The sequence below is a fragment of the Falsirhodobacter sp. alg1 genome (genome assembly GCF_000739715.2).
Classification (GTDB): Bacteria; Pseudomonadota; Alphaproteobacteria; order Rhodobacterales; family Rhodobacteraceae; genus Falsirhodobacter.
In genome coordinates, this window is the sequence record NZ_BBJC02000001.1 from 716,979 (window position 1) to 732,033 (window position 15,055).

Genomic DNA, 15,055 nt, shown 5'->3' on the forward strand with positions numbered 1-15,055 from the left:
GCATAGTGTGATGACCACGCATCCGGAAGGGGTATCCATGTTCAAAGAATTCAAGACCTTCATTGCCCGTGGCAATGTCATCGACCTTGCCGTCGGGATCATCATCGGTGCCGCGTTTACCGCCATCGTCAATTCGATCGTCAAGGATCTGATCAACCCGATCATCGGGCTTATCGTCGGTGGAATCGATTTCACCAATCTCTACTGGGTCATGTCCGGCGATGTGGCGGCCAATGCCAGCCTTGATCAGGCGCGTGATTCCGGCGCGGCCATCTTTGCCTATGGCAGCTTCATCATGGCCTGCATCAACTTCCTGATCATCGCCTTTGTCGTGTTCATGATCGTAAAGGGCGTGAACAAGGTGAAGGATGCGGCCATCACGAAGGATGAAGTCGTGCCGAATGCTCCGGCCGGTCCGACGCAGGAAGAGCTGCTGGTGCAAATCCGTGATCTGCTTGCCCAGAAGCCGACCGTCTGAGCTTGGTATCCAGTCCATATGAAGCTTGACGCAACTGACCGCCGTATCCTTGCGGCCCTGCAACAGCAGGGCCGTATCAGCAATTCCGATCTGGCCGAACGTGTGAACCTCTCGGCCTCCGCCTGTCACAGGCGCGTGCAGCGGCTGGAGGCGGATGGCTATATAGCCGGCTATGTCGCGCTGCTGGATGCGCGCAAGATGGAACGCCCCACCGTCGTATTCGTGGAAATCACCCTCTCGGGGCAGGCGGATGAGGTGCTGGCCGCATTCGAGGCCGCGGTGCAGCGTATTCCCGATGTGCTGGAATGCCACCTGATGGCGGGAAATGCCGATTATCTGCTGAAGGTCGTGGCCCAGGATACCGAGGATTTTGCCCGCATCCACCGCCAGCATCTGGCGCGTCTGCCGGGTGTGGCGCAGATGCATTCATCCTTTGCGCTGAAAACCGTGTTCCGGACGACGGCGATACCCGTCTGAATGAAAAACCCCCAAGGCTATGCCAAGGGGGTTCAACGGTGGCGTTTGCACGCCCAAGCATCGTTAACGTCTTAGAGGTTACCCTCACGCTGTGCTTTTTTCCGAGCGAGTTTCCGCGCACGGCGGACTGCTTCGGCTTGCTCACGAGCGCGTTTGACGGACGGCTTCTCGAAATGTTGCTTAAGCTTCATTTCACGAAAAACGCCTTCACGCTGAAGCTTTTTCTTCAGAGCCCGAAGGGCCTGTTCGACGTTGTTATCACGAACGCTGACCTGCATGTGGTTGTCACCACCTTCCTAAGTTAAGATTGCACGATAGAGTGCAGGCCCGCGCGCTATAACAGCCTATATGTCCCCTGTCTACCGAAAGGGAGAGAACCGAATGGACGCTACGAACGCAAAAGACGCTATTCTGGATGCGGCAGTGCAGCACGTCGCCTTTGACGGCTGGTCTGAAACCACGCTGCGGTCGGCCATTGCCGATGCCGGGGTGGATCCGGGGCTGGGCCGTGCCCTGTATCCGCGCGGTGCGGTCGATCTGGCCATGGCCTACCATCTGCGCGGGGATGCGATGATGCGCGACAGGGCGGCCGCCTCGCAGCTTCCGGGCAGCATCTCGGCGCGGGTGGCCGCATTGATCCGCATGCGGCTGGAGGCTGCGGACCGTGAAGCGGTCCGCCGTGGATCCACCCTGTTCGCGCTGCCGCAGCATGCCGCTGACGGGGCGCGGGCCATCTGGGGCACCGCCGATACGATCTGGAAGATTCTGGGAGACACATCGGAGGATGTGAACTGGTACACGAAGCGTGCCACCCTGGCGGGTGTATACGGCGCCACCGTCCTGTTCTGGCTGGGCGACGACAGCGTGGATCACAAGGCCACCTGGGATTTCCTGGATCGCCGGATCGCCGGTGTGATGCAGATCGAAAAGCTGAAGGCGCGATACAAGGACAACCCGCTGGTCAAGGCGGCCCTGTCGCCGCTGTCCCTGATCCGCGCCCCCAAACCCCATGATATGCCGGGAAAAACCTCATGAGCACCGATATGCCCGAACTGATGCGCGCCGTTGCCTTTTCCGAGCCGGGCGGGCCGGGAGTGCTGAAGATCGATTATGTTCCCACACCCGTTCCGGGGCATGGCCAGATCCTGATCCGTGTGGCCTATGCTGGTGTGAACCGCCCCGATGCGCTTCAGCGGGCAGGGGCCTATCCGGCACCGCCCGGTGCCTCGCCATTGCTGGGGCTGGAATGCTCGGGGCATGTTGCCGCCGTGGGCCCCGGCGTTACACGCTGGCAGGTTGGAGATGCGGTTTGCGCCCTTCTGCCCGGGGGCGGTTATGCCACGCATGCCGTCACGCATGAATCCCACGCGCTGCCCGTTCCCGAGGGCGTTACGATGGAAGAGGCGGCCTGCCTGCCGGAAACCTGCTTTACCGTCTGGTCCAACGTCGTGATGCGGGGAAACCTGCGGGGAGGCGAGAAGTTTCTTGTCCATGGCGGATCTTCGGGTATCGGCACTACGGCGATCCAGATTGCCACGGCCCTGGGGGCAAGGGTGTTCGCCACGGCAGGCTCGGCCGAGAAATGCGACGCCTGTGCCGAGCTGGGGGCCGAGGCAATCAATTATCGCGACAGTGATTTCGTGGCGGTGCTGAAGGCCGCCGGAGGCGCCGATCTGATTCTCGATATGGTCGGGGGCAGTTATCTGCAGCGGAACATCAAGGCGCTGGCGAATGACGGGCGGCTGGTCCAGATCGCGTTCCTCGAATCGCCAAAGGCCGAGGTCAATTTCACCGAAATGATGACCCGCAGGCTGACACTGACCGGATCGACGCTGCGCCCGCAGTCCGATGTGGCCAAGGCCAGGATCGCCGATGAGTTGATCCGCCACGTCTGGCCCATGGTCACCTCGGGGCATTTGCGGCCGGTGATGGACGGGGTGTTCGATATGGACGATGCCGCCGCCGCACACACACGGATGGAAAGCTCCGGCCATATCGGGAAAATGGTCCTGCGGATGCCCGGGGATTAGGGCGCGGGCATCAATGCGCTGCCCCGGCAATCCCGCGGGGCATCACTGCCGCAGGGGCGGGGTTGCAGATCCTTTGTCAGGCAGATGCGGACCTCGTCTATCCGGCCCGCATCGCATGTCACGGTGATGCCCTCGGGCGTCATGCGCGGGTTGGCATCGATGAAGGCGTCTTCGACCACGCTGGCGGGCAGGGTGACGTCCTCGCGGATGGCATCCAGCACGGGCGGAATGGTCAGCCCCTCGAACGCCTCCCGCATCGTTTCGTAATAGGCCAGGCCTGACAGGCCGCTGCACCGGCCATGTTTGCGCCATTGGTACCATGCCAGATCCGGGTCCATGATGTCGCCCATGGCCCGGCTGTCGGCGCGGGAGGGGTCCGGGCCCTGCCGGTCGCACCATTCGGGCCAACCCTGATCGTTTTGCGGCCACAACCCATGCACGACGAAATGCTGCTTCTGGTCACATTGCGGTGCGTCATTCTCCTCGCACCATGTGGGGGACCATGACAGGGCCAGCACATAATGGTCGAATGTCTGTCCGTAGGCCGGCCATGCCAGCAAAATCAGCAACCCGATAAGACGCATTTCACTCTTCCCCTCTGCCCCTGCTTCACTTATATATCCGGCGAATTCCCGAAAACGAACTGTCGCGGGCCCGCCCGCAGCCGTTTTCACGGCACGGGAGAGATGTGTAAAGGAGCATGCCGATGACGAAGCCATTGATGGCGAAAGCCACTGCGGTCTGGCTGGTCGATAACACCACCCTGTCCTTCAAACAGATCGCAGATTTCTGCGGCATGCACGAGCTGGAAGTGCAGGGCATTGCGGACGGCGACGTTGCCGCCGGCGTCAAGGGGTTTGACCCCGTTGCGAACAACCAGCTGGATGCGGCCGAAATCGACAAGGCGCAAGCCAGCCCGATGTATCGCATGAAGCTGAAGTTCAATGCGGCAGCGCAGGGCGAGGACAAACGTCGCGGCCCGCGCTATACCCCCCTGTCCAAACGTCAGGACCGCCCGAACGCGATCTTGTGGCTGGTCAAATTCCATCCGGAACTGACCGATGCACAGATTTCGAAACTGGTGGGCACGACCAAGCCGACCATCCTGTCCATCCGGGAACGGACGCACTGGAACATCGCCTCCATGACGCCGATCGATCCGGTTGCCCTGGGCCTTTGCCGCCAGACAGAGCTGGACATGATCGTTCAGCAGGCTGCGCGCAAAAAGCTGGCCGAGGGCGGCGTGATGACGGATGACGAACGTCGCAAGCTGGTTTCGACCGAGCAATCGCTGGACCGCGACGACGAAGAGCCGCGCTTCAACGCCGATCTGGACATCTTCGGCAAGTCCGATGTGCCGGTCGAGGAAGAAGAGGATAAGACAGACTTCTCCGATGCCGAAAGCTTCTTCAATACACCGAAGGATGCGGTCGACGACGAAGATGAGGACGACAACCACTAAGACAAAGGCCCGGAGCGATGCCCCGGGCCTTTTCCGTTCAGGCGATGCTGGCGTCGCGCGTTTCGACGCGGATGCTGTAGGCGGCAAGGGCGGCCAGAAGCAGCAGCCCTGCAAAGGCGCCGATCGCCAGTGCAAAGCTTTGTGCAACCAGTAGCCCGACCAGAGAGGGCGCGCATAGCCCACCCAGGCGTGCCATCGCCCCTGCGCCCCCCATTCCCGTTCCGCGCAGGTGGGTGGGGTAAAGTTCGGGGGTAAAGGCATAAAGTGCGCCCCATGTGCCCAGAAGGGCAAAGCTCATGACCAGCAGCGACGTGGCGACCAATGCGCCGCTCGTGGCGATGGTAAAGAGGGCGCACCCCGCGGCCGACAGCAGCAGAAAGCCGATCAGCGTGGATCTGCGGCCCCAGCGGTCAACGCCCCAGGCGGCCAACGCATAGCCGGGCAACTGGGCCAGTGCCACGATCACCAGAAATCCGTAGCCGCGGATAAAGCCGAAACCTTCGGCAACCAGCTTGCCCGGCACCCAGACGAACACACCGTAATAGGCAACGGACACCAGAAACCACAGCGCGCCCACAGCCAGCGTCAGGCTGCGCAGCTCTGGCCCGAACAGGCGGGCAGGGCCTGCGGGCGGCAGGGACAGACGGGTCTGGGCAGGCATCGGCGATGCGCCATTGACCGCCAGTACCTGCGACAGAACGGCCCGCGCCTCCGGCTCACGCCCCTTTTTCAGCAGATACATCGGCGATTCCGGAATCCAGAAGCGCAGCCAGATCCCGATCAGGGCGGGAAGGGCAGCAACACCGAAAATCCATCGCCACGCTTCGGTGGCCCCCATCAGCGTTGCCCCCCATGCGACCAGAGCGACGATAACGGTGCCGACTGCCCAGAACCCCTCCAGCCCGACCAGCCAGCGCCCACGGTTCTTCGGGGGCAGGAATTCGGCCATCATCGCATAATCCACCGGAAGCGTTCCGCCCACGGCCATGCCGGTCAGGAATCGCAGCACCAGCAGGATCCCGAACGATGGGGCAAAGACCGAAAGCAACCCGAAGACCGCATCCATGGCCACCGTCACAAGCAGCACCTTGCGGCGGCCGATCCGGTCCGCCAGCCGCCCGAAGATCAGGGCACCGAGGAACATCCCGAGAAAGAAGAACGTCCCCGTCTGCAATGCCTGCGGAATGGTCAGTCCGAATGTGGCGGCCATGGAGGCTGCGGCGAACCCGACCGCGATGACCTGCATGGCATCGGCCGTCCAGACCAGCCCGAATATTCCGAACAACCGGCGCTGAAAGCGCCCTGCGCCCCCCGCGCTCAACACCTCGTCAACCGTCATCACACATCCCCCGTTTCATACGTGATGGCAGGGTTGATAGAAGACTGCCGAAGAAAAGATAGTTCTATTGGAAGGCCCGTATGAAAAAAGGGAGGCCCGAAGGCCCCCCTTGTTCAGATCGCGCAGGTCACGCCCGTGCCTTTCATGCTGCAGTATCCGCCGGGGTTCTTGGCCAGATACTGCTGATGTTCCTCTTCGGCATAATAGAAGGTGGGGGCGGGCAGGATCTCGGTCGTGACCTTGCCGTATCCGGCCTCGCCCAATCCGGCTTCGTAGCTGGCTCTGGTTTCCTCGGCCGCTTTGCGTTGGGCCTCGTTGTAGGTATAGATGCCGGAACGATAGGTGGTGCCGGTGTCATTGCCCTGGCGCATGCCCTGGGTCGGGTCATGGCCCTCCCAGAATGCCTTGAGCAGGTCGGCATAGCTGACGACCTTGGGATCGTAGATCACGCGGACCACTTCGTTATGGCCGGTTTTCTGGGTACAGGTTTCGGCATAGGTGGGGTTCGGCGTGAAGCCCGCCGCATAGCCGACCATTGTCAGCCAGACGCCGGGGATCTTCCAGAACACGCGTTCCACACCCCAGAAACAGCCCATGCCGAACATTGCCTGTTCCATCCCTTCGGGAACGGGAGATTTGAGCGGAATGCCCGACAGGAAATGGTTTTCGGCGGTAGGAAGCGGCTCGGGGCGGCCCGGAAGCGCATCGGCAGCGGCGACCATGGAGGTTGATTTTTCGAACAGCATGAAAAGGCTCCTTTGACTTGCCCCAGATATAGGGAGTGCGCCGCATCAAAGGAAGGATTGCGGATCGATGTCGATGGCAAGGCGCATATTGGCAGGCAGCTTTATCTGGGCAGCCCATTCCGCAAGGGCGGGTTGCAGCGGGGCGGTTCGGTCCGCCTTGATCAGCAGGCGCACGCGGTGCCTGCCCCGCACACGGGCGATCGGGGCAGGGGCCGGCCCCCATATCTGCGCCCCGATGCGGCGCAGCGGTTCATCGCGCCGCGCCAGTTCGGCCGCCACATCGAAGACCCGCGCCGGATCCGGAGAGGAGAGGATGATCCCCGCCATCCGCCCATAGGGCGGGGAGCCGGCCATGCGACGCTCGGCAGCCTCGGCGCGCCAGAATTCCTCTTCGTCGCCGGTCAGGATGGCGCGGATGACCGGATGTTCGGGTTGGTGGGTTTGCAGCAGGGCAAGGCCCGGTTTTTCGGCCCGCCCCGCGCGCCCCGCCACCTGCCGCATCAGCTGGAATGTCCGTTCGGCGGCGCGCAGGTCCGAGCCTTGCAGCCCCAGATCCGCATCGATTACCCCGACCAGCGTCAGCAGCGGAAAGTTGTGCCCCTTGGCCACGATCTGCGTGCCGATGATGATGTCGGCCCCGCCTGCGGCAATGGTCTCGATCGATTCCTTCAGGGCGCGGGCCGTGCCGAACAGATCGGAGGACAGAACCGAGACCCGCGCATCGGGAAACCGTTCGGCGACCTCTTCGGCCAGCCGTTCCACGCCGGGGCCAACGGGGGCCATCCGCCCCTCGACTCCGCAGGCCGGACAGGCATGGGGAATGGGGCGCGTGGCCCCGCATTGGTGGCATTGCAGCTGCTTCAGAAAGCGGTGCTCGACCATCCGCGCGTCACAGTCATTGCAGCCCACCTGATGCCCGCAAGCCCGGCAGATGGTAACAGGGGCATAACCGCGCCGGTTAAGGAACAGCAGCGATTGCTCCTTGGCCTTGATACGCTGCTCCACGGCCTCTGCCAGCTGGGAGGAGATCCACCGGTTGGCGGGCAGGCGTTCTTCTCGCAGGTCCAATGCGCGCATCTGGGGCAGTTCGGCGGCCCCGAAGCGGGCGGTCAGGTCCAGCCGCCTGTATTTGCCTGTATCGGCATTGACCCATGTTTCCAGCGCGGGGGTGGCCGAGGCCAGCACCACCTGCGCCCCCGCGATGGAGGCGCGCAGCACCGCCATGTCACGCGCGTTGTAATAGACGCCCTCTTCCTGCTTGTAGGAGGTGTCATGTTCCTCATCCACGACGATCAGGCCCAGATCGCGAAAGGGAAGGAACAGGGCCGAACGCGCACCCACGACCAGTTGCGCATCGCCCTGGCCGATCATGCGCCAGAGCCGCCGTCGCTCGGTCGCGGTAACACCCGAATGCCATTCGGCGGGGCGGGCGCCGAAACGCGCCTCCACCCGGTCGATGAACCCCGCCGTCAGGGCGATTTCCGGCAGCAGGACCAGCGCCTGCCTGTCGTGCCGCAGGGTTTCGGCCACCGCCTCAAGATAGACCTCGGTCTTGCCCGATCCGGTCACCCCCTTCAGCAGCGTCGTGCCGTATTCGCCGGATGCGACCGCCGCAGACATTGCAGCGGCGGCTGCCGCCTGATCCTCGGACAGGGGTTTGCCGGGCAGGGCGGGGTTCAGCCGCGGATAGGGCAGATCGCGAGGCGCATCCTCTTCGGCCAGAACACCTGCCTTGACCAGCCCCTTGATGACGGCGGATGACACCCCCGCCTCGGCGGAAAGTTCGGAGGCTGTAACCGCTGCGCCGTCGAATGCATCCAGCACATCCATGACACGCAGACGCGCCTCGGTTTCTCGGGTCGGTTCGCGGCCTGTTGCGCGCAGGACCCGGCGGGTGGCGGGGCCGGCCCCCAGATCGGGCGCGCGGGTTGCCAGGCGCAGCATGAGGGGAAGCGGCGTCAGCGTGTAATCCGCCACACGGGTCAGGAAGATCCGCATCTCGTCACGCAGGGGCGTGGCATCCAGCACGCGGTTCACCTTGCGGATGCGCGCCGGATCGAACCCGCCCGCGCCCGGCCCCCAGACACAGCCGATCACACGGCGGGGCCCCAGGGGAACCTCGACCAGATCCCCCTCTACGCAGCCCCCCTCGGGGGCGCGATAATCCAGTGGGCGGCCCAGGGGCTCGGTCGTCAGAACGCCGACCAGATCGCCTTCGATGAACCTTTGCGACAAGCCTGCGCCCTTTCACCCCGATTGGCTTTGCGCTATCACAGACGGGACCGCGTGGGAAACCCACGCCGCATGTCCCGGGGAGCAGAGCTTATGAAATTTTTTGTCGACACAGCCGATGTCGCGGCCATTTCCGAACTGAACGATCTTGGCATGGTGGATGGTGTTACCACCAACCCGTCGCTGATCCTCAAGTCCGGCCGCAATATTCTGGAAGTCACCAAAGAGATCTGCGAGATCGTTTCGGGCCCCGTTTCGGCCGAAGTCGTGGCGCTGACAGCCGACGAAATGATCGCCGAGGGCCGCAAGCTGGCGGAAATCGCACCGAACATCACCGTCAAGGTGCCATTGACCCATGCCGGCCTGAAAACCTGCAAGGTGCTGTCGGATAACGGTCTGATGGTCAACGTCACGCTGTGTTTCTCGGCGAATCAGGCGCTGCTGGCGGCAAAGGCCGGTGCCACGTTCATTTCGCCCTTCATCGGCCGTCTGGATGACATGAACCTTGAAGGTCTGGACCTGATCCAGGACATCCGCACGATCTACGACAACTACGATTTCAAGACGCAGATCCTGGCGGCATCCATCCGTACGGCCAACCACGTCTCGCAATGCGCGCTGATCGGTGCCGATGTCATCACGGCACCGCCCGCTGTCATCAAAGGGTTGGCCAACCACCCGCTGACCGACAAGGGGCTGGAGCAGTTCATGTCCGACTGGGCCAAAACCGGTCAGAAGATCGTCTGATGCCGACGTATACCGCGCTGACAACATTGCCCGGCGGCGACGCCGCCGAGGCATTAGCCGAAGCGATAGAGCGGATGGAGCCGGAACCCACAGGTGTGGGCGTCTTCGAGATCGAGGACGATTCCGGTTTATGGGAGGTGGGCGCCTATTTTCTGGAAGAACCGGATGAGGTGACGCTGGAATTGCTGCGGACGGCCTTCGGCGCCGCCCCCTTCGCATTGTCCGAACTGCCCGAGATCGATTGGGTGGCAAAGGTCCGTCGCGAATTGGCCCCGGTTGAAGCCGGCCGCTTCTTCGTGTTCGGCAGCCATGACATCGACAAGGTACCCGAAGGTCGGGTTGCCTTGCAGATCGAGGCGACGGTTGCCTTCGGTACCGGCCATCACGGGACGACGCTGGGCTGCCTGCGGGCGCTGGACCGTCTGCTGGACAGCGGTGCAACCTATGCCAATGTGGCGGATATCGGTTGTGGTACGGCAGTTCTGGCAATGGCGGCGGCGCACGAGCTTCCGGATGCCCGCGTCATCGCCTCCGACATCGACGAGGTTGCGGTGGACGTGGCCAAGGCCAATGTGTCCATCAACAATCTGGAAGGTCGGGTGGCCTGCTACGAGGCGGCCGGTTTCGCCAACCCCGATCTGCAGGCTGCGGCGCCCTTCGATCTGATTTTCGCGAATATCCTGAAGGGACCGTTGCTGGAACTGGCCCCCGACATGGCGCGCCATGCGGCCCCCGGCGGTACGGTCATCCTGTCCGGGCTGCTGGTCGTTCAGGCGGAATCGATCATCGAGGCCTATGAGGCGCAGGGCTTCAGGCTGGCCCATCGTGAAGATCTCGGGGAATGGTCGGCGCTGACGCTGACCCGTTAAAAAGACAAAGGCCGCCCCGGATTTCCCGGGCGGCCTGTCCTGATCTCCGACGCTGTGTGGGGCGTCAGATCTTGGCGATGTCAGCGCGGCAAAGGCCGATATCGTCCAGCTCGCGGTCCGACAGCTTGTTCAAAGCGCGGCGCGTCAAGCGGGCATCGTTCCAGTCACGTACAACTTGAAAAAGAGCAGGAATACGCGGCGTAGAAATGGCGCTGATCGGCGCCCGTTGGGTCGACTCAAAGGCAGCCATGGTGAAGTTCCTTTTTCAAACGGCTTAATTACGCAGCACCCTTGCTGCATGGGAGTGAAATAAGCGGGCAGCTTGTGAACGACAACTCGGGGAATCCGCAATGCTGTGATGCACGCATCGCATGGCTGTTGCCGCATGGATGTTACATTCCTCTGCTGCATGGCCCGACCGTGCCATAGCTTTGCGGGTGACAGATGTTCGCGCTTCGTGCTATCGCCGGATGAACCAGATACAGGAGCCTGCTATGCGCGTGATGGGAATTGATCCGGGCCTGCGCAATATGGGGTGGGGGATCATCGACGTGAATGGCACGCGTATCACCCATGTGGCCAACGGCGTCTGCCATTCCGTCGGCAGTGAGCTGGCGCAACGGCTTTGCCAGCTTCATGCACAATTGACGGCGGTTCTGGCGCAATACGCACCCGATACCGCAGCGGTGGAGCATACGTTTGTAAACAAGGATGCCGCGGGTACCCTGAAGCTGGGGCAGGCGCGGGGGATCGCGCTGCTTGTGCCGGCACAGGCAGGGCTGGACGTGGGGGAATATGCCCCGAACGCAGTCAAGAAAACGGTGGTGGGCGTCGGCCATGCCGCCAAACAGCAGATCGACCATATGGTCCGCCTGCAGCTTCCGGGGGTAACGATCGCGGGACCGGATGCGGCCGATGCACTTGCCGTTGCCATCTGCCATGCGCATCACGCACAAAGCGCCGGAAAACTTCAGGCAGCATTGGCAAAGGCAGCATCATGATCGGACGTATCGCAGGGCGGCTGGACTATCGCGCAACCGATCATGTGCTGATCGATGTGAAGGGTGTCGGCTATATCGTCTATGTCTCGGAGCGGACTCTGGCGGGTTTGCCAGGGCCGGGCGGGGCCGCCGCTCTTTATACCGATATGCTGGTGCGGGAGGATCTGCTGCAGCTTTATGGCTTTCCTACCTTGCAGGAAAAGGAATGGCATCGCCTGCTGATGACGGTACAGGGGGTCGGTGCACGGGCATCCATGGCCATTCTGGGAGTCCTGGGGGCGGATGGCGTATCAAGGGCCATTGCGCTGGGGGATGCACGCTCCATTCAGGCGGCGCCCGGTGTGGGGCCAAAGATCGCACAGCGCGTGGTGATGGAACTGAAGACAAAGGCGCCCGCCGTCATGGCAATGGGCACCCCCCTGCATGACGACAACGATGTGCTGGAGGATGCGGCCCCGACACCTGCCGCCCCCGCCAAGCGCCGCAGCGCGCCACCACCGCCCACCGCCGCCGCGCATACCGCAGATGCGATGTCGGCGCTGGCCAATCTGGGTTACGGCCCCGGTGATGCGGCGGCGGCTGTCGCACAATCGGCGGCGGATGATCCCGAGGCCGATGCCGCAACGCTGATCCGCCTGTCCCTGCGGCGTCTTGCCCCCAAGGACTGACTTGCGGGGCTGCGGCCCTTTGCCCATATCATTCAGGCAATGACGGAGGGTTCGATGGGTTTTGCCAAGACCGCCATTCTGATGGCAGTGATGACGGCGTTGTTTCTGGGGCTGGGGGCGCTGCTGGGCGGCCGTGGCGGCATGATGATTGCGCTGGCCATTGCCGTGGCGATGAATGCCTACAGCTACTGGAATTCGGACAAGGCCGTTTTGCGGATGCATAACGCCAAGCAGGTGGATGAACAGAGCGCGCCGGATTTCTACCGCATGGTGGCAGGGCTGGCGCAAAACGCCGATCTGCCGATGCCCAAGGTGTTCATCATCGAAACCGATCAACCCAATGCCTTTGCCACGGGACGGAACCCGGAAAACGCCGCCGTGGCTGCCACCACGGGCCTGCTGCAACGGCTGACCCGCGAAGAACTGGCAGGCGTCATGGCCCATGAACTGGCGCATGTGAAGAACCGTGATACGCTGACGATGACGATCACCGCCACCTTCGCCGGGGCGATTTCGATGCTGGCGAACTTCGCCCTGTTCTTCGGGGGGCGGGATCGTCAGGGCGGCATCATCGGCACGATTGCCCTGATGATCCTTGCCCCCATGGCTGCAGGGTTGGTGCAGATGGCGATCTCGCGGTCTCGCGAATACGAAGCGGACAAGATGGGGGCCGAGATTTGCCGCAATCCCCTTTGGCTGGCCAGCGCCCTCCAGAAGATTGAGAGCTTTGCACAGCGGATCGACAATCCGGCAGCCGAGCGTAATCCCGCGACCGCGCATATGTTCATCATCAACCCCCTGCATGCCTTTGCGCATGACAAGCTGTTCTCGACCCACCCGAAAACAGCGAACCGGATTGCAGCCCTTCGGGCAATGGCTGGGGCGGAAAAGCCGGTGGTGCAGCCGGTTCCCCGGCGCAGCGGTCCGTGGGGCTGATCGGGGCTTGCGGCGGGCGGCCCGTTCCGCGATTGTTCCGCCATGAGCGAGCCTGATCCCACACTCCGCCCCGAGCGGTTGCCCGAAGACAATGACCGTGCCTTGCGCCCGCAGGGTCTGGATGAATTCATCGGGCAGGCAGAGGCACGGGCGAACCTCCGCGTCTTTATCCAATCGGCCAGGATGCGCGGCGAAGCGATGGATCATACGTTGTTCCACGGCCCGCCCGGGCTTGGGAAAACCACGCTGGCGCAGATCATGGCACGGGAACTGGGCGTAGGCTTTCGTATGACGTCGGGGCCGGTGCTGGCAAAGCCCGGCGATCTGGCCGCCATCCTGACCAATCTAGAACCGCGCGATGTCCTGTTCATCGACGAGATCCACCGCCTGTCCCCCGTGGTGGAAGAGGTGCTTTATCCGGCGCTGGAGGATTTCGCGCTGGATCTGGTGATCGGTGAGGGGCCTGCCGCCCGGACCGTGCGGATCGAATTGCAGCCCTTTACCCTAGTGGGGGCGACCACACGTCTGGGTCTGTTGACAACGCCGCTGCGGGACCGGTTCGGCATCCCTACACGATTGCAGTTCTATACCACCGAGGAACTGGATCTGATTGTCACCCGCGGGGCCCGCCTGCTGGGGGTGGAATCCGATCCTGACGGCACGCGCGAGATTGCACGCAGGGCGCGGGGAACGCCACGGATTGCCGGGCGCCTGCTGCGGCGGGTCGTTGATTTCGCACTGGTCGAAGGCGATGGCCGCCTGAACCGCGAGATCGCCGATAGCGCCCTGTCCCGGCTGGGGGTTGATGACCTCGGGCTGGATGGTGCCGACCGCCGGTACCTTCTGCTGTTGGCCGAAAATTACGGCGGGGGGCCTGTCGGGATCGAAACCATCGCCGCTGCCCTGTCCGAATCCCGTGATGCGGTAGAGGAGGTGATCGAACCTTATCTGCTGCAACAAGGCCTGATCCAGCGTACACCGCGCGGGCGGATGCTGGCGCAGAAGGCATGGCGCCACATCGGCCTTGCCCCCCCACGAACCCAGACGGATCTATTCGAATGACACCCGAACGCGTTGAAGCCCTGTTCACCCATGGCACCACCTATCGTTTTGCCCGCTGGGGCCGTCCGATTGTGCCGGTTGTGTTTGGCGTGGCCGAGGAAACGCTGGGGCTGGTCAAGGGGGCGATAGAGGCAATGGTTGCCACTGCCGGGCATCGCATGGCCGAACATGACCCCGAACTGGGGGCGAATGCCATCCTGTTCTTCTTTGCTGACTGGCAGGAGGTGGCGGGCGTTCCGAACCTTGACCATCTGATCCCGGATCTGCCTGCATTCGCTGCGGCGCGTGCCGCCGAAGGGGCAGGGGTGGCGCGCCTTTTCCGCTTTGACGAAGCGGGTGCGATTCGGCTTGCGGTCGTATTTCTGAAAATCGGTGATGCGGAAATCGACCCGCAGGCCCTGATGCTGGATCAGGCGGCCCGTCTGATGCTGACCTTTGCCGGTGAACCCGTGCTTGCAGCCGACGAAATGGCGGGTCTGATACGTGCCGCCTATGACCCTGTTCTGCCCGCCCGCGCCGATGATGCGGCGCATGCCTTCCGGCTGGCCGCGCGGTTATGAGCCATCGGTTTCAGACCCGCGTCTGGTACGAGGATACCGATCTGGGCGGCATCGTGTACCATGCCAACTACCTGAAATTCATCGAACGCGCACGGAGCGAATGGGTCGAAGGGCTGGGAATTGATCAGAATAGCCTGCGCGAACAGGGTATTGTCTTTGCCGTTACACGTATCGAGGCGGATTTCCTGCGGCCTGCGCGGCTGGGGGACCATCTGCTGGTATCCACCCTGCCGGAGGCAATCACGACGGCCCGTGTCACGCTGATGCAGCAGGTGGAATGCGCCGGAACATGCCTGTTTCGCGCCCGGGTCACGTTGGCCGCATTGGGGCCCAAGGGACGGCCCGTGAGATTGCCGCCGGGAATGAACGTGCAGCCTTCCGCCTGATGACGAGTTCGTGTTAGCAATCCCTTTGCATATTAGATAGAATCGCAAGTAAGAGGCCAAAA

The 15,055-nt window shown here is 62.9% G+C and carries 19 protein-coding genes; 13 read left to right on the forward strand and 6 right to left on the reverse strand.

From position 1 onward, the window contains the following. The first annotated feature begins 37 nt into the window (after positions 1–37). Together mscL and TR36_RS03505 are read left to right on the forward strand one after the other, a co-directional pair. On the forward strand, positions 38–478 hold the full coding sequence (gene mscL, locus TR36_RS03500; RefSeq protein ID WP_045388686.1) for a large conductance mechanosensitive channel protein MscL: 441 nt from the start codon (positions 38–40) through the stop codon (positions 476–478). Positions 479–496: 18 nt separating this feature from the next. Beyond that, the gene (locus tag TR36_RS03505) at positions 497–955 is read left to right on the forward strand and encodes an Lrp/AsnC family transcriptional regulator (RefSeq protein ID WP_045387253.1); all 459 of its coding nucleotides are present in this window, start codon (positions 497–499) and stop codon (positions 953–955) included. Positions 956–1,026: 71 nt separating this feature from the next. On the opposite strand, the gene rpsU is transcribed toward TR36_RS03505, so the two are convergent. Continuing rightward, on the reverse strand, positions 1,027–1,233 hold the full coding sequence (gene rpsU / locus TR36_RS14840) for a 30S ribosomal protein S21 (RefSeq protein ID WP_082714822.1): 207 nt from the start codon (positions 1,231–1,233) through the stop codon (positions 1,027–1,029). A 103-nt stretch (positions 1,234–1,336) separates the two neighbouring features. On the opposite strand from rpsU, the gene TR36_RS03515 reads away from it, so the two are divergent. Next, positions 1,337–1,990: a COQ9 family protein gene (locus TR36_RS03515; protein ID WP_045387249.1), complete on the forward strand. Its 654-nt coding sequence runs from the start codon at positions 1,337–1,339 to the stop codon at positions 1,988–1,990. Positions 1,991–1,998: 8 nt separating this feature from the next. Next, positions 1,999–2,985 carry an NAD(P)H-quinone oxidoreductase gene (locus TR36_RS03520; protein WP_045388684.1) on the forward strand — a complete coding sequence of 329 codons (987 nt, stop codon included), beginning with the start codon at positions 1,999–2,001 and terminating at the stop codon, positions 2,983–2,985. On the opposite strand, the gene TR36_RS03525 is transcribed toward TR36_RS03520, so the two are convergent. Beyond that, a complete protein-coding gene (locus tag TR36_RS03525) occupies positions 2,982–3,569 on the reverse strand; it encodes a ribonuclease T2 (RefSeq protein WP_045387246.1) in 588 nt (195 codons plus the stop codon). The two genes, TR36_RS03520 and TR36_RS03525, sit on opposite strands and share 4 nt — an antisense overlap. A gap of 122 nt (positions 3,570–3,691) precedes the next feature. On the opposite strand from TR36_RS03525, the gene TR36_RS03530 reads away from it, so the two are divergent. Continuing rightward, positions 3,692–4,447, forward strand: a complete 756-nt coding sequence (locus TR36_RS03530) for a DUF1013 domain-containing protein (protein WP_045387243.1) — start codon at positions 3,692–3,694, stop codon at positions 4,445–4,447. Positions 4,448–4,484: 37 nt separating this feature from the next. Here TR36_RS03530 and TR36_RS03535 read toward each other — a convergent pair whose 3' ends face one another. From TR36_RS03535 to TR36_RS03545, 3 genes are all read right to left on the reverse strand, one after another. Continuing rightward, a complete protein-coding gene (locus TR36_RS03535) occupies positions 4,485–5,786 on the reverse strand; it encodes an MFS transporter (RefSeq protein WP_045387240.1) in 1,302 nt (433 codons plus the stop codon). A 113-nt stretch (positions 5,787–5,899) separates the two neighbouring features. Beyond that, positions 5,900–6,532, reverse strand: coding sequence for a peptide-methionine (S)-S-oxide reductase MsrA (gene msrA / locus TR36_RS03540; protein WP_045387237.1), 633 nt, complete (start codon positions 6,530–6,532; stop codon positions 5,900–5,902). A gap of 45 nt (positions 6,533–6,577) precedes the next feature. Continuing rightward, positions 6,578–8,767 carry a primosomal protein N' gene (locus TR36_RS03545; RefSeq protein ID WP_062762397.1) on the reverse strand — a complete coding sequence of 730 codons (2,190 nt, stop codon included), beginning with the start codon at positions 8,765–8,767 and terminating at the stop codon, positions 6,578–6,580. A 90-nt stretch (positions 8,768–8,857) separates the two neighbouring features. Between TR36_RS03545 and fsa the strand changes: the two genes are divergently transcribed. Both fsa and TR36_RS03555 read left to right on the forward strand, forming a co-directional pair. Continuing rightward, the gene (fsa, locus tag TR36_RS03550) at positions 8,858–9,511 is read left to right on the forward strand and encodes a fructose-6-phosphate aldolase (RefSeq protein WP_045387231.1); all 654 of its coding nucleotides are present in this window, start codon (positions 8,858–8,860) and stop codon (positions 9,509–9,511) included. Beyond that, positions 9,511–10,380: a 50S ribosomal protein L11 methyltransferase gene (locus TR36_RS03555; protein ID WP_045387228.1), complete on the forward strand. Its 870-nt coding sequence runs from the start codon at positions 9,511–9,513 to the stop codon at positions 10,378–10,380. The genes fsa and TR36_RS03555 overlap by 1 nt, the downstream gene beginning before the upstream one ends. A 64-nt stretch (positions 10,381–10,444) precedes the next feature. On the opposite strand, the gene TR36_RS03560 is transcribed toward TR36_RS03555, so the two are convergent. Further along, positions 10,445–10,630 (reverse strand): DUF1127 domain-containing protein, encoded by a 186-nt coding sequence (locus tag TR36_RS03560; RefSeq protein WP_045387225.1) that lies wholly within the window; start codon positions 10,628–10,630, stop codon positions 10,445–10,447. 244 nt (positions 10,631–10,874) lie between these two features. Here TR36_RS03560 and ruvC point away from each other — a divergent pair, with 244 nt between their 5' ends. Genes ruvC through TR36_RS03590 form a run of 6 tightly spaced genes read left to right on the forward strand, consistent with a single transcriptional unit; the run spans position 10,875 to position 14,993 of the window. After that, complete coding sequence (ruvC, locus tag TR36_RS03565) at positions 10,875–11,381, forward strand: crossover junction endodeoxyribonuclease RuvC (protein ID WP_062762399.1); 507 nt, start codon at positions 10,875–10,877, stop codon at positions 11,379–11,381. Beyond that, complete coding sequence (gene ruvA, locus TR36_RS03570) at positions 11,378–12,049, forward strand: Holliday junction branch migration protein RuvA (protein WP_045387219.1); 672 nt, start codon at positions 11,378–11,380, stop codon at positions 12,047–12,049. Before ruvC ends, ruvA begins: the two co-directional genes overlap by 4 nt. A gap of 54 nt (positions 12,050–12,103) precedes the next feature. Next, on the forward strand, positions 12,104–12,985 hold the full coding sequence (gene htpX / locus TR36_RS03575) for a zinc metalloprotease HtpX (protein WP_045387216.1): 882 nt from the start codon (positions 12,104–12,106) through the stop codon (positions 12,983–12,985). Between the two features lie 42 nt (positions 12,986–13,027). Then, positions 13,028–14,047, forward strand: coding sequence for a Holliday junction branch migration DNA helicase RuvB (gene ruvB / locus TR36_RS03580; protein WP_045387213.1), 1,020 nt, complete (start codon positions 13,028–13,030; stop codon positions 14,045–14,047). Continuing rightward, positions 14,044–14,607, forward strand: coding sequence for a hypothetical protein (locus tag TR36_RS03585; protein ID WP_045387209.1), 564 nt, complete (start codon positions 14,044–14,046; stop codon positions 14,605–14,607). Before ruvB ends, TR36_RS03585 begins: the two co-directional genes overlap by 4 nt. Continuing rightward, positions 14,604–14,993, forward strand: a complete 390-nt coding sequence (locus TR36_RS03590; protein WP_045387206.1) for a YbgC/FadM family acyl-CoA thioesterase — start codon at positions 14,604–14,606, stop codon at positions 14,991–14,993. The genes TR36_RS03585 and TR36_RS03590 overlap by 4 nt, the downstream gene beginning before the upstream one ends. The last annotated feature ends 62 nt before the right edge of the window (positions 14,994–15,055 follow it).

What these genes read in the sequence shown, in the direction of transcription:
- ruvB (WP_045387213.1), top strand. Translation starts at nt 13,028, where the DNA reads ATGAGCGAGCCTGATCCCACACTCCGCCCCGAGCGGTTGCCCGAAGAC.
- mscL (WP_045388686.1), top strand. Translation starts at nt 38, where the DNA reads ATGTTCAAAGAATTCAAGACCTTCATTGCCCGTGGCAATGTCATCGAC.
- TR36_RS03525 (WP_045387246.1), bottom strand. Translation starts at nt 3,569, where the DNA reads ATGCGTCTTATCGGGTTGCTGATTTTGCTGGCATGGCCGGCCTACGGA.
- rpsU (WP_082714822.1), bottom strand. Translation starts at nt 1,233, where the DNA reads ATGCAGGTCAGCGTTCGTGATAACAACGTCGAACAGGCCCTTCGGGCT.
- htpX (WP_045387216.1), top strand. Translation starts at nt 12,104, where the DNA reads ATGGGTTTTGCCAAGACCGCCATTCTGATGGCAGTGATGACGGCGTTG.
- ruvC (WP_062762399.1), top strand. Translation starts at nt 10,875, where the DNA reads ATGCGCGTGATGGGAATTGATCCGGGCCTGCGCAATATGGGGTGGGGG.
- TR36_RS03590 (WP_045387206.1), top strand. Translation starts at nt 14,604, where the DNA reads ATGAGCCATCGGTTTCAGACCCGCGTCTGGTACGAGGATACCGATCTG.
- TR36_RS03530 (WP_045387243.1), top strand. Translation starts at nt 3,692, where the DNA reads ATGACGAAGCCATTGATGGCGAAAGCCACTGCGGTCTGGCTGGTCGAT.
- TR36_RS03535 (WP_045387240.1), bottom strand. Translation starts at nt 5,786, where the DNA reads ATGACGGTTGACGAGGTGTTGAGCGCGGGGGGCGCAGGGCGCTTTCAG.
- fsa (WP_045387231.1), top strand. Translation starts at nt 8,858, where the DNA reads ATGAAATTTTTTGTCGACACAGCCGATGTCGCGGCCATTTCCGAACTG.
- TR36_RS03560 (WP_045387225.1), bottom strand. Translation starts at nt 10,630, where the DNA reads ATGGCTGCCTTTGAGTCGACCCAACGGGCGCCGATCAGCGCCATTTCT.
- TR36_RS03515 (WP_045387249.1), top strand. Translation starts at nt 1,337, where the DNA reads ATGGACGCTACGAACGCAAAAGACGCTATTCTGGATGCGGCAGTGCAG.
- TR36_RS03520 (WP_045388684.1), top strand. Translation starts at nt 1,999, where the DNA reads ATGCCCGAACTGATGCGCGCCGTTGCCTTTTCCGAGCCGGGCGGGCCG.
- TR36_RS03555 (WP_045387228.1), top strand. Translation starts at nt 9,511, where the DNA reads ATGCCGACGTATACCGCGCTGACAACATTGCCCGGCGGCGACGCCGCC.
- TR36_RS03585 (WP_045387209.1), top strand. Translation starts at nt 14,044, where the DNA reads ATGACACCCGAACGCGTTGAAGCCCTGTTCACCCATGGCACCACCTAT.
- msrA (WP_045387237.1), bottom strand. Translation starts at nt 6,532, where the DNA reads ATGCTGTTCGAAAAATCAACCTCCATGGTCGCCGCTGCCGATGCGCTT.
- TR36_RS03505 (WP_045387253.1), top strand. Translation starts at nt 497, where the DNA reads ATGAAGCTTGACGCAACTGACCGCCGTATCCTTGCGGCCCTGCAACAG.
- ruvA (WP_045387219.1), top strand. Translation starts at nt 11,378, where the DNA reads ATGATCGGACGTATCGCAGGGCGGCTGGACTATCGCGCAACCGATCAT.